Annotated in this window: 15 protein-coding genes and 1 other RNA gene; all 16 read left to right on the top strand. The window is 40.5% G+C overall.

Annotated features, from left to right (window positions below):
- Window positions 1-58 precede the first annotated feature (58 nt).
- Window positions 59-868: a metallophosphoesterase gene (locus C5L21_RS08610; protein WP_085699818.1), complete on the top strand. Its 810-nt coding sequence runs from the start codon at window positions 59-61 to the stop codon at window positions 866-868.
- Between the two features lie 162 nt (window positions 869-1,030).
- Window positions 1,031-1,477 carry a 3-hydroxyacyl-ACP dehydratase FabZ gene (gene fabZ, locus C5L21_RS08605; protein WP_004901151.1) on the top strand — a complete coding sequence of 149 codons (447 nt, stop codon included), beginning with the start codon at window positions 1,031-1,033 and terminating at the stop codon, window positions 1,475-1,477.
- Window positions 1,470-1,928: a MarR family winged helix-turn-helix transcriptional regulator gene (locus C5L21_RS08600; protein WP_004907458.1), complete on the top strand. Its 459-nt coding sequence runs from the start codon at window positions 1,470-1,472 to the stop codon at window positions 1,926-1,928. Before fabZ (C5L21_RS08605) ends, C5L21_RS08600 begins: the two co-directional genes overlap by 8 nt.
- A 12-nt stretch (window positions 1,929-1,940) precedes the next feature.
- Complete coding sequence (locus C5L21_RS08595) at window positions 1,941-2,909, top strand: beta-ketoacyl-ACP synthase III (protein ID WP_004901144.1); 969 nt, start codon at window positions 1,941-1,943, stop codon at window positions 2,907-2,909.
- A gap of 73 nt (window positions 2,910-2,982) precedes the next feature.
- The gene (locus C5L21_RS08590) at window positions 2,983-3,222 is read left to right on the top strand and encodes an acyl carrier protein (RefSeq protein ID WP_004904335.1); all 240 of its coding nucleotides are present in this window, start codon (window positions 2,983-2,985) and stop codon (window positions 3,220-3,222) included.
- A gap of 55 nt (window positions 3,223-3,277) precedes the next feature.
- Window positions 3,278-4,246, top strand: a complete 969-nt coding sequence (locus C5L21_RS08585) for a nitronate monooxygenase (protein WP_004901137.1) — start codon at window positions 3,278-3,280, stop codon at window positions 4,244-4,246.
- A gap of 49 nt (window positions 4,247-4,295) precedes the next feature.
- Complete coding sequence (locus tag C5L21_RS08580; protein WP_040176581.1) at window positions 4,296-5,246, top strand: ACP S-malonyltransferase; 951 nt, start codon at window positions 4,296-4,298, stop codon at window positions 5,244-5,246.
- Window positions 5,243-5,974, top strand: coding sequence for a 3-oxoacyl-ACP reductase FabG (gene fabG, locus C5L21_RS08575; RefSeq protein WP_004901131.1), 732 nt, complete (start codon window positions 5,243-5,245; stop codon window positions 5,972-5,974). The genes C5L21_RS08580 and fabG overlap by 4 nt, the downstream gene beginning before the upstream one ends.
- Window positions 5,975-5,992: 18 nt before the next feature.
- Entirely contained in the window at window positions 5,993-7,255 is a 1,263-nt protein-coding gene (fabF, locus tag C5L21_RS08570) for a beta-ketoacyl-ACP synthase II (RefSeq protein WP_085699822.1), read from the top strand.
- Between the two features lie 3 nt (window positions 7,256-7,258).
- A complete protein-coding gene (gene accB / locus C5L21_RS08565; protein WP_004901127.1) occupies window positions 7,259-7,723 on the top strand; it encodes an acetyl-CoA carboxylase biotin carboxyl carrier protein in 465 nt (154 codons plus the stop codon).
- 89 nt (window positions 7,724-7,812) lie between these two features.
- Window positions 7,813-8,244, top strand: a complete 432-nt coding sequence (gene fabZ / locus C5L21_RS08560; protein ID WP_004904327.1) for a 3-hydroxyacyl-ACP dehydratase FabZ — start codon at window positions 7,813-7,815, stop codon at window positions 8,242-8,244.
- A 2-nt stretch (window positions 8,245-8,246) separates the two neighbouring features.
- Window positions 8,247-9,623, top strand: coding sequence for an acetyl-CoA carboxylase biotin carboxylase subunit (accC, locus tag C5L21_RS08555; RefSeq protein WP_004907451.1), 1,377 nt, complete (start codon window positions 8,247-8,249; stop codon window positions 9,621-9,623).
- A gap of 137 nt (window positions 9,624-9,760) precedes the next feature.
- Complete coding sequence (locus C5L21_RS08550; RefSeq protein ID WP_004904324.1) at window positions 9,761-10,600, top strand: acetyl-CoA carboxylase carboxyltransferase subunit beta; 840 nt, start codon at window positions 9,761-9,763, stop codon at window positions 10,598-10,600.
- A 1-nt stretch (window position 10,601) separates the two neighbouring features.
- Window positions 10,602-11,402, top strand: coding sequence for a carboxyltransferase subunit alpha (gene accA, locus C5L21_RS08545; protein ID WP_004901118.1), 801 nt, complete (start codon window positions 10,602-10,604; stop codon window positions 11,400-11,402).
- 48 nt (window positions 11,403-11,450) lie between these two features.
- Window positions 11,451-11,809: a transfer-messenger RNA gene (gene ssrA, locus C5L21_RS08540) on the top strand.
- A 291-nt stretch (window positions 11,810-12,100) separates the two neighbouring features.
- Entirely contained in the window at window positions 12,101-12,442 is a 342-nt protein-coding gene (locus C5L21_RS08535; protein WP_004901115.1) for a hypothetical protein, read from the top strand.
- Window positions 12,443-12,635: the final 193 nt, after the last annotated feature.

The raw sequence follows: 12,635 nt of genomic DNA, 5'->3' as shown, positions 1-12,635 counted from the left end.
GGTATTTTTTACCAATCTATGCTATACTTTATTCAGCTATTTGAAAGAGGTTTTGTTTGTGAAAGTTGCGTTTTCATCAGATAATCATTTTGATCTCAATAAGTTGGATGTCCAGCGGATGATGCACATTCAAGCATTATATTTGTTGAATCATGCGGTAGATATTTATGTGATTGCCGGTGATTTATTTAATGATTTTAACCAATCGTTAAAATTTGCGCGCGACATGCAAGAAGCCCTGGGTGATAAAATGTTGATTCGATTTATTGCCGGCAATCATGATATGGGTTATGGAGTGACTTACGAAGAGTTAGAAAGTGATATTGATCCCTTGTACTTTCATAATAAGTTCATTGATTTAACACCAGAAGTTCGCTTGATTGGCAATAACGGTTGGTACAATTATGATTTTGTTGGTGATGATTACACAGAAGAGCAGATTGCACAATTTAAGGCGGCGTTCTGGTATGATCGCCGAATTAAACAACCTGTTTCAGATAAAGAGCGCTTTAATCGTAATATGTCACAGTTGTCAGAACAGTTAAAAGCTGCAGGGCAGAAGCAAACTGTCGTTGTGTCACATTTTGTTCCCCGACGTGACTACATTAAACGTTTTCCAAACGGTAATACGCGACTAGATATGGCTAACGCGCTACTGGGAAGTGAACAGGTCGGCCATATCTTAGATAAATCATATACGATTAATACAATTACCGGCCATCTGCACTTACACCCCGCCCCATTAAAAGTTGGCAATAATGTTTATTACAATGTTGCTGTTGGCTATAACACATCGCGTGTTCATGAATGGGCATCAGATGATTTTATTTCTGAGTGGCAGCAACGATTAATTATTCTTAATTTTTAAGCACCTATAGCGGGTGCTTTTATTAATTCTTAAAAATTAGTTTGACTATCGAAATAAATCATGAGATAATTTGACTATTATATATTTCGATTATCGAAGTATTTGACGAAAGGAAATGTGTTTTGGCTAAGTGCTTTTTTAGTCAAATCATGCTAGTGAATTATGCCAGTTCTTACAACAACAGAAATTATGGATCTTATTCCCAATCGTTATCCCATTCTCTATATGGATTACGTTGAGGAGATGGTACCAGACGAATCAATTGTAGCGGTTAAAAACGTCACAATTAATGAACAATTTTTCCAAGGTCATTTTCCAGGCAATCCAGTAATGCCAGGTGTTCTAATTATTGAATCACTTGCCCAAGCCGCCTCAATCTTGATTTTGTCTTCACCCCAATTTAAAGGTAAGACAGCTTATATGACAGGTATTGATGACGCCAAGTTCAAGAAAATGGTTGTACCTGGTGATGTTTTGAAGTTGCATGTTACTTTTGGTAAGCTTCGCGCAAATATGGGGAGCGTGATTGTGGAAGCAAAAGTTGACGGGAAGACAGCAACATCGGCAGAGCTGATGTTCGTTGTTGCACCAGATGAAACTAATGAATGAAACAGTACCAGTAAATTTTGAATCGTTAAACGGTGAATTAGTTGATGTTTTCAATAATGTGATGTGGATTGAAGAAGCTGCCTTAAAGCAGAGTGATTTTTCAGATATTACTTTGAAAGATATGCACACCATTGATGCTGTTTCGATGTACTCGGAGAAAAGTGCATCACAGGTAGCAAAGATTGTACACTTAACACCCAGTGCGATGACGACTGCCATCGATAAATTAGTCGATAAAGGTTATATTGAGCGACGACGATCTAACAAAGATCGTCGCGTTGTTCGTTTGGGGTTAACACACAAGGGACGAGTGGTTTATCGTGCACATCAAGGATTTCATCGTGATTTAACACATAATTTGTTAAAAGACATGGCACCGCAAGAGACCGTTATTGTCCAACGAGCCATCCATAATTTGGTATGTTATTTAGCAAATGTTATTAAACATTAAATAGGGGAAGCCATGGAACACCTAAAAATTGTGGCATCAGCAAGGCAAATTCCAAGTCGACAGGTGACTAATGACGAGTTGAGCACGATGATGGACACAAATGATGAATGGATACACAGTAGAACTGGCATTCATCAACGTAATGTTGTTGTCACTGAAAACACCAGTGATTTAGCTACGAAAGTGGCAGAAAAGCTGCTTGAGCAGACAGGGACGACGGCAGAGAGTATCGATTTTATTATTGTCAGTACAATGTCACCAGACGCCTTGTCACCTAGTACTGCAGCGATTGTTCAAGGCGCAATCGGCGCCAATCAGGCGTTTGCTTTTGATTTGAGTGCGGCTTGCTCCGGATTAGTTTATGGTTTGAGTGTTGCCACAAGTTTATTAACGCGTTATCGACGCGGTATTGTAATTGGTGCCGAAGTGTTATCAAAATTAGTCGATTGGCATGACCGAACAACGGCTGTATTATTCGGCGATGGCGCTGCTGGTGTAATGATTGAACGCACATCAGATGCAATTGGCCTAGCTGGTGAAGAACTACGTACTTTTGGTGATAAAGGGGAAAATTTAGTTGCCGGACAATTTGGCAACAGTAACCCTTTCTCTGGTGAAATATCTAGTTTAGATCCATATTTTCACCAGAATGGTCGAGAAGTTTATAATTTTGCCACGCGTGAAGTGCCTGAAGCGTTAGAAAGTGCTTTGAAAAAGGCGAAAGTGGCTGCTGATGATGTTGATTTCTACTTATTACATCAAGCAAATGCAAGAATTGTGTCATCTATTGCTAAGCGCTTTGGACAACCAATTGACAAATTCCCGATGAATATGGGAACCAATGGTAATACGAGTGCAGCAAGTATTGGTATTTTATTAGATGAGTTAAGAGAAGCTGGAATTATTCATCCTGGCCAAACAATTGCCTTTGTTGGCTTTGGCGGTGGCTTAACAGTTGGCGCTCAAATTTGGAAAATCTAAAATAATCGGTGTAGATCGGCTGCACCGTAAAAATCTAACGACAATACATAAAACGAATATTAGGAGACTTATAATGACAGATGCAGAAATTTTTGACAAGGTTAAGGAAATCTTGGTTGACCAATTTGATTTGGAAGAAGACGAAGTAACGCTTACAACAGATTTGACAAATGATATCGATGCCGATTCATTGGACTTGTTTGAAGTGTTGAACCGTGTTGAAGATGATTTCGACATTAAGTTGGCTGTTGCCGAAGATATCAAGACAACCCAAGATTTGGTTGACAAGGTTAAGGAACAATTGGCAGCTTAATGTATCAAGTGATCAGCTATGGTCACGTACATAATTATATTCAAAGGAAAACATAATGGTAGTAAACGTAGACAACCCAATTTTTAAAAAGTTAGGCATGAAATACCCAATTGTAGAAGGCGGGATGACGTGGGCCGGAACAGGTGCATTAGCAGCAGCAATTTCTGAAGCTGGTGGCCTTGGATTTATTGGTACTGGTTATTGGCACGGCGAAGATGTACGCCGAGAAATTAAGCGTGTGAAATCATTGACAGATAAGCCTTTTGGCGTTAATGTGATGTTGTTGAGTCGTCATATCCGTGAAGTATTTGATGTTATCATCGAAGAAGGCGTTAAAGTTGTGGCAACAGGTGCAGGTGATCCATCACCTTTCTTAGATGAATTGCATGCTGCTGGGATCATTGTTATGCCTGTTGTACCGTCTGTTTCTCTCGCCAAAATGATGGAGAAAAAGGGTGTTGACGCTGTTATTGCAGAAGGTATGGAGTCTGGTGGTCATATTGGTATGTTGACAACAATGGCTTTGGTGCCTCAGGTTGTTGACGCCGTTGATATTCCAGTGATTGCAGCTGGTGGTATTGGGGATGGTCGTGGTGTTGCGGCTGCCTTCATGCTAGGTGCTGCCGGAGCACAAATGGGAACACGCTTCCTAACAGCAACTGAATCAGAAATTCATCCTAACTTTAAAGCGAAAATTTTGAAAGCTAAAGATATTGATACGATTGTAACTGGTAACTTATTAGGTAATCGTGCACGTGTCTTGAAAAATAAAATGGCTAAAAACTTCGTTAAAAATGAAGTTAACGAATTACAAAAAGAAAAGCCAGACGCTGCTGCTATCGAAAAATTGGAATCAGGCACACTGCGTTGCGCAGTGCAAGAAGGCGATAAGGAAGGCGGAGCCTTTATGGCCGGCCAAATTTCAGGCTTAATTAAAGATGAAAAGCCGGCTGCTGATATTTTGTCTGATATTTGGACACAGGCTACCGGTGTAATGGGTATTGAGAATAAAACACTATCATAAGTTTAGAAGGCGTACAGTCTTCGTAAATAGATAGTATACGGGGTTAAACATGAAATTAGGTATTTTATTTAGTGGTCAAGGGGCACAGAAAGCCGGTATGGGTTCTGACTTGTATGACGCACTACCAGGTTATCAAGAAACGATTGATCGCGCATCGAATATATTGGGTTATGATTTACAATCAGTTGCTAATGATGATAGTAAAATTTCTCAAACAGCATATGCACAACCTGCTATTCTTGCAATGAGTACGGCGATTGTAAATGCTTTGGGCGACGCGTTACCAACACCACTTGCGGGATTGGGATTAAGTTTGGGAGAATATTCGGCTTTGACAGCTGCTGGTGCATTATCGTTTGACCAAGCAGTTGCTATTATCAAAGACCGGGGCATTTATATGCAGACTGCTGGTGAAGCTAATCCTGGTAAAATGGTCGCTGTGATGGGAGACAATCAACAATTAGTTAAAGATGTGCTGGCAAAATTACAGTCAGAGGGTAAGCGCGTTTATCCGGCTAATTACAATACCTTTGCACAGTTGGTCATTGGTGGTGTGGCGGCTGATGTTGATGTAGCAATGACAGCATTAACTGAAGCAGGCATTCAGCGTATGGTTGAATTACCGGTATCTGGTGCATTTCATACACCATTGTTGACTCAAGCAGCAACGCAGTTAACTGAGCGTCTAACTAATGAAACGTTCGCCCCATTTAATTACCCCGTTTACTCAAATACAACCGGTGAAGCATTTTCAACGGACACCTTATTTGATACATTAACGAAGCAAATTATTTCACCAACCTACTTTGCACAAGCACTACAACGTATGTTGGATGATGGCGTTGATACCTTCATAGAAGTTGGCCCATCTGACACTTTAATTAAATTTGCAAAGAAAATCGCGCCAAAGGACGTCAAGCGCTATGCGATAACAGATTTGGCAAGCTTCAATGATGTCCGCGATATGCTATTAGCCGAAAAGGAGCAATCACAAGCATGACAGATTTTACTAACCAAACAGTCTTAGTTACAGGATCATCACGTGGTATTGGTTTGGCAATTGCCAAAGCTTTTGATGCCGCTGGTGCGCAATTAATTTTACATGCACGTTCAGAAATTAAGCCAGAAGTGTTAGCTGAATTTAAGCAAAAGCCACAGACATTGCAATTTGATATTGCCGATGCAGAAGCTGCGGAAGCAAGTATCAAAGCACTTTATAAGCAAGAGGGCTTTGAAGGTATCGACGTTTTGGTCAATAACGCTGGGATTACTAAAGATCAACTTGCTATGGCAATGGCACCAGCTGACTTTGCTAATGTCGTTAATGTCAATTTGAATGGTACCTTTAATGTCACACAACCCATTTTCAAAAAAATGATTCGTCAAAAGCATGGGGCTATTATTAACTTAAGTTCTGTTGTGGGACTCATGGGCAACATGGGCCAAATTAATTATGCTGCTTCAAAGGCTGGTATTATTGGCTTTACAAAGTCATTAGCCAAAGAAGGTGCGCGGCGTGGTATTCGTGTCAATGCGATTGCGCCAGGCATGATTGTGTCAGATATGACAGCAGTGCTACCTGAAGAGACACAGGCTGAAATATTGAAAAATATTCCTTTGTCTCGATTTGGTGAGGCTTCTGAAGTAGCAGATGTCGCTTTGTTCTTGGCAAGCAACACATACATTACTGGGCAAACATTGACAGTTGATGGTGGATTGTATATTTAATTAATGAAGGAGAGTAACATGTCACGAGTAGTAATTACTGGTCTTGGTGCAGTAACACCACTTGGAAACGATACAGAAACGTTTTTAAATGGTATCTTCAACGAAGAAATTGGTATTAAGCCAATTACAAAGTTTGATGCAAGCGAGACAGGAATCACAGTAGCAGGTCAAGTTGATGGGTTTGATCCAGCACAACGTGTTGGTAAACGTGATGCACGTAAGTTGGATTTATTTTCACAATACGCAATTGATGCAGCCGATCAAGCTTTGGAAAATGCTGGATTGAAATCCCCTGAAGGTTCTGAAAATCCAACAACAGTTAAAGATCCAACACGTTTTGGTGTTATTTTAGGAAATGGTATTGGTGGTTTGACGACTATCCAAGAACAAGTGATTAAAATGCACGACAAAGGGCCACAACGTGTTAGCCCACTATTCGTGCCTGAATCTATTCCAAACATGGTATCTGGTAACGTATCATTACGTTTTGGTGCCAAGGGTGTGAATTATACAGTCGTCACTGCTTGTGCTTCGGCTACTAATGCCATTGGTGAGGCGTTCTGGCGTGTACAATCAGGCAAGGCTGATGTCATGTTGACTGGTGGGTCTGAAGCCACTGTCAACGAAATTGGTATTGCTGGTTTCGCAGCTTTGACTGCTTTGTCAACAGAAACAGATCCAACTGAAGCATCAAAACCATTTGATAAGAACCGTCATGGCTTCGTATTAGGTGAAGGTTCTGGTATTTTGGTGATTGAAAGCCTTGAACATGCTCAAGCTCGTGGCGCAAATATTTTAGCTGAATTGGTTGGTTACGGTGCATCTTCAGATGCATACCATATGACTTCACCATCGCCTGATGGTGAAGGTGCAGCACGTGCCATCAACGATGCACTACGTGATGCATCACTTGAACCAAACCAAATTTCATATATCAATGCTCATGGTACAGCGACAGGTGCTAATGATTCTGGTGAAGCACATGCCATTGCGACAGTCTTTGGTGAAAATACTGTGCCTGTTTCTTCAACAAAGGGTATGACAGGACACTTACTAGGTGCTGCAGGTGCTATTGAAGCATTGATTTCGGTTGGCGCTATTGATCGTGGCCAATTGCCTGTTAACGTTGGTGTTGATGAACAAGATGATGATACTAAAGTCGTTAACTTAGTAACAAAAGCAACACAAAACCAAGCACCTGAATATGTTATGAGCGCGAACTATGGCTTTGGTGGTCATAATGCAGTTATAATTTTCAAAAAATGGTATGAAGAGGCGTAATTCATGAGTTTAACAATCGAGGAAATTCGTAGTTTAATAGCGGATTTAGAAAACAGTTCACTACGTGAATTCCAAGTTTCTGATGGTGATTTTAATTTACACCTGTCAAAGAATGAAAATGTTGCACCTGTTAGCCCAGTTGCAGCACCAGCACCTGTGGCAGCTGCCCCAGTAGCAGCGGTAGCTGAACAAGCTGCTACGCAACCAGTAGCTGCTCCTGAACAGGCTGGTACTAAAATTGTTGCACCTATGGTCGGTACAGTTTATCTACAACCTAAGCCAGACGCACCTATGTTCAAGAAAGTTGGCGATAAAGTTGCGGTTGGTGAAACCGTTGCAATTATTGAAGCTATGAAATTGATGACAGAAATTCACAGTGAAGTTTCTGGGACTATTTCTGATATTCTTGTTGAAAACGAAGAAGTGGTTGATTATAATAAGCCACTCTATGTTGTGACAGAAGATTAATCAAAGCGGTTTTAACCGCGTACATACCTGAATAGGAGGAAAGGCGTTATCATTTTGTTACACAGATAAATGATACGTTAGAAAGACAAATGAGCTTATTAAATACCCAACAAATTATGGAAATTATTCCTCATCGTTATCCTATGTTAATGTTGGATACAGTTGAAGAACTTGTACCTGGGGAACGCGTTGTTGCCTACAAAAATATATCAATTAACGAAGAAATTTTCCAAGGCCACTTTCCAGGAAATCCAACTTTTCCCGGCGCATTAACTGTCGAAGCATTAGCACAGGCAGGTGCTGTTGCTTTATTATCAATGCCTGAATATAAAGGTAAGACGGCATACTTTGGTGGTATTAAAAAGGCCCGTTACCGTCAAATGGTACGTCCAGGAGACCGCTTGAAGTTAGAAGTGAATATTGAACGTCTACGTGGTCCAATTGGTACTGGTAAAGGTATTGTTTGGATTAATGACAAAAAGGCGACGACGGCAGAACTAACATTCATCATTGGAGATTAATTGTGTTTAAAAAAGTATTGGTTGCAAACCGTGGCGAAATTGCGGTGCGTATTATCAGAACGTTAAAAGAAATGGGTATCGCTTCAGTTGCGATTTATTCTACGGCCGATAAAGACAGTCTACATGTGCAGTTAGCCGACGAAGCTATTGCAGTTGGTGGTCCAAAGCCAAAAGATTCATATTTACATATGAAAAATATTTTGACTGCTGCACTTTTGACAGGCGCTGAGGCTATTCACCCTGGTTATGGTTTCTTATCTGAAAACGCTTTGTTTGCAGAAATGGTTGGTGAAGTTGGTATTAAATGGATTGGCCCTCGACCTGAAACTATTGATTTAATGGGCAATAAGTCAAATGCGCGTGAAGAAATGCGACAAGCTGGTGTCCCCATTATTCCAGGATCGGATGGCTTTATTCGTGATTTTGATGAAGCAAAAGCTGTGGCTGATAAAATTGGTTATCCGCTATTACTGAAAGCTGCCGGTGGTGGTGGTGGTAAAGGCATGCGGTTTGTGTATCATGAAGATGAGTTATCTGAAAAGTTTGACTCTGCTCAAAATGAAGCACGTGGCGCAGTTGGCGATGATCACATGTATGTGGAAAAAGTCATGGAAAATGTGCGTCATATCGAAATGCAGTTAATCCGTGATGATAATGGCCATGTCATTTATTTCCCAGAACGTAACTGCTCATTGCAACGTAATAACCAAAAAGTCATTGAGGAATCACCAGCAACTGGTATGACACCAGCCATGCGTGAGCACTTGGGTGAGATTGTGACTAAAGCTGCTCAAGCAATTACCTACGAAAATACTGGAACAATCGAATTTTTGCAAGACAAAGATGGCAATTTCTATTTTATGGAAATGAACACACGTCTGCAAGTTGAACATCCAGTGACAGAGATGGTTACTAACCTTGATTTGATTAAGCTGCAAGTCATGGTAGCGGCCGGTTACGATTTGCCACTGACACAAGATGAAGTTGAGGTTGACGGACATTCTATCGAAGTACGTTTGACGGCTGAACAGCCTGCTAAGCACTTTGCACCGAGTGCGGGAACCATTGATTTTGTCTTCTTACCAACAGGTGGTCCTGGTATTCGTCTTGACGCACCACTTTATGATGGCTACAAAGTACAGCCATTCTACGATTCTATGATTGGTAAATTAATTGTTAAGGGTAAAACACGTGAGGAAGCACTGATTAAAATGCGTCGTGTTGTCGATGAAATCGTCATTCAAGGTGTCGAAACCAGTCGCGACTTCCAAAAAGCTTTGCTAGATGATCCACATGTACAAAGTGGTGACTTTGATACGCGCTATTTAGAAAATGAATTTTTGCCACAATGGATGGCAACTTTATCAGATAGCGAATAAACAGACATACCGCGTATGGTCACCATATGCGGTATTGTTGTATCAACCTTAAAGGATTGTGTCTTTTGTTTTATCAGAACGAATAGGAGGATGTGTATTCATCAGTTATTGGCAATTGGTGAATACACAAAGCTAATATGGATTTATATGAAAATCAACGATCAACATCAAAAATTAAACGAGATGCCTCAGTTAACGATCGCATTCCCGATGGGCTATTTTTAGCTTGTCCTTACTGTGGTACACAAATGTACAATAAGCAGTTGGGCGACTATCGCGTTTGCGCTAAATGTGGCTATGGTTTCCGTTTACAGGCACGTGAACGTGTGGCTCTCCTGACAGATAACTTTGAAGAGATGGATGCTGATATTGAAATGACAACGCCAGATTTTCCTGGTTATGCGGAAAAGTTAGCACGAGCTAAGTCACAAACTGACTTGGGTGAATCTGTATTGACAGGTGTTGCAAATATTGAAGGCGAGCAAGTGGCATTGGGTGTGATGGATTCATACTTCATGATGGGATCACTGGGTTCAATGACGGGGGAAAAAATTACACGCCTGTTTGAGTACGCCACGGCACATCAATTACCGGTTGTTTTGTTCACTGCTTCAGGTGGTGCACGTATGCAAGAGGGTATTAATTCATTGATGCAGATGGCTAAAGTATCCGCTGCAGTTGCTGCACATCAAGAAGCCGGTCTGTTGTATTTGGTTGTTTTGACTGATCCAACCACTGGCGGTGTAACTGCCAGTTTTGCAATGCAGGGAGATGTTACTCTGGCTGAGCCACACGCTTTGGTCGGTTTTGCTGGTGCACGTGTCATTGAATCAACGATTCATGAAAAGCTACCAAAAGACTTTCAACGTGTAGAAACATTGCTTGAGAATGGTTTTGTTGACAAAATTGTACCACGTGCAGAATTGGGTCAAATTATCGCCAAAATAGTAAAGTTACACCACAGGACGGAGATTTAATATGGCAGTTAATATTGGATTGAATTTATTTAGACATGAACTGACACCTGCTGAAGTTGTCAAAAAATCACGTGAAGATCGTTTCTTTGCAAGAGAAATTATTGATGGTATTTTCACTGATTTCATTGAATTTCATGGCGATCGCCAAAGTGGTGATGACATGTCAGTTATTGGTGGTATTGCCGCATTGAATGGTAAGCCAGTAACTATTATTGCCATTGATAAAGGTATTGATATCAATGATAAGTTGAGCAAAAGAAATGGCTCACCTGAACCTTGGGGTTACCGTAAGGCACAGCGTTTGATGCAACAAGCTAACAAATTTCACCGACCAATTGTTACTTTTATCAATACACCTGGTGCTTTCCCTGGTAAAACAGCCGAAGCACAAGGACAAGGAGAAGCTATCGCTAAGTCGATTTTAGAGTCAATGAAACTCACAGTCCCTATGATTGCAATTATCTATGGTGAAGGTGGCTCAGGTGGCGCATTGGCTTTAGCAACGAGTGATCAAGTCTGGATGTTCCAAAACGCGACATATTCAATTTTATCACCAGAAGGATTTGCCTCAATATTGTGGAAAGATAGTAAGCGTTCTGACGAAGCAGCTGGTGTGATGGGATTGACGCCTAAGGATTTACTGAACAAAAACGTGATTGAATACATTATTCCTGAATCACGTAACCATCCCCGCGTCTTTAACTTAATTCGTAAGCGTCTGGATGATGAATTTACACGATTAAATGAATTAACGCCTGATGAATTAATTGCACAGCGACGGGCGCGCTTCAGAGCTTTCTAGTATGGTATAATAGTTACGGACATTATTGTCGGTAACTATTTATATTTTGGGGTCGTTTTTGGAATTCGACAGGCTATTTAGGGCATTGACTGCGTTTCGCCATCCGGGCGTAAAAACGGGCAGATATTTTAACTGCAAAAAATGAAAACTCTTTCGCAATCGCTGCTTAAAACACAGTGAAGCGTAACTTGGCTTTGGTTGCTGGCGTCTGAAGTCAGGTCATAGAAGGTCAGATCGTTTGTGTATTTACATCTGGAGTACATGAATTAAATGAATCAGGTTAGTGTCTTGTGTGAGCCTCGTTTTGTGGCGTTACAGGGCATGAAAATTAAATGACAAGACTATAAGCGTAGATGTTGATGTACCGGGTGGCTTGGACAGGGGTTCGACTCCCCTCGACTCCACTAAGCATTTCATGGCGTTGCATAAGGTTTCAAAAACCTTGATGTAGCGCCTTTTCTTATGAAAAACGTTGCACTGTATTTCATAGCATTTCACACATTTAGGTACTTTTTTAGGTACTTTTTATAACCGAGCGAGTAGGCAGTGTAACGGCATTTAAGCCGTTTTTTATTTGTCTAAATGGGAAATATTTAGCACATCAGCAGGATGTGGTACATAATCAGCATATATACTAAAATAAATTGTATATATACAGTATAATATTCATATAATACCAACTCATTAAAGAGGTAACTATGACAAACCAATGGACTAATCGTGAAATATTGAGAAGTTATTTTATGGGGATGATAGATTTACAGATTGAGTACATAGATAAGTACCCAGATAGTGATAATCAATATAGACGAGACAACGAGCCGTTTATACGTGAAATTAAGCGTGTTTTAGACGAGTTTAGTCTCAAGCTTACACCAGAGTTAAAAGACATGTACAAGCTCAAATATCGCGAAAATAGAGCGTTTGGAGAGTTCTATAATATCGTAGCACCAACTAGCTATATTGTGGCACTAAATAATGAATTAAACGCCATTGTCAGCAAGATAGAGCGACCACGGGCAAGATTGTATAATGAGTGAGCCGACAAAGTAGTATGAATTCAGTTGTGCTAGAACATCACAAAAATTAATTGCAGGAATAAAAAAATGTAACTAGATGATCAAATTTGATTTGAACATCAAAACTATGATATAGTAAACGTAATTAAATTTGAACGGTTGGGCGTAAGCTTCAAGAATGGTTAGTCGGGGAACTAGCTGTTTTTGGGGCTTT

Source organism: Leuconostoc citreum (assembly GCF_004354555.1).
In the GTDB taxonomy this organism is placed as follows: Bacteria; Bacillota; Bacilli; order Lactobacillales; family Lactobacillaceae; genus Leuconostoc; species Leuconostoc citreum.
The sequence above is the reverse complement of the archived record's forward strand: the minus strand, read 5'-3'. Positions and strand labels throughout refer to the sequence as shown.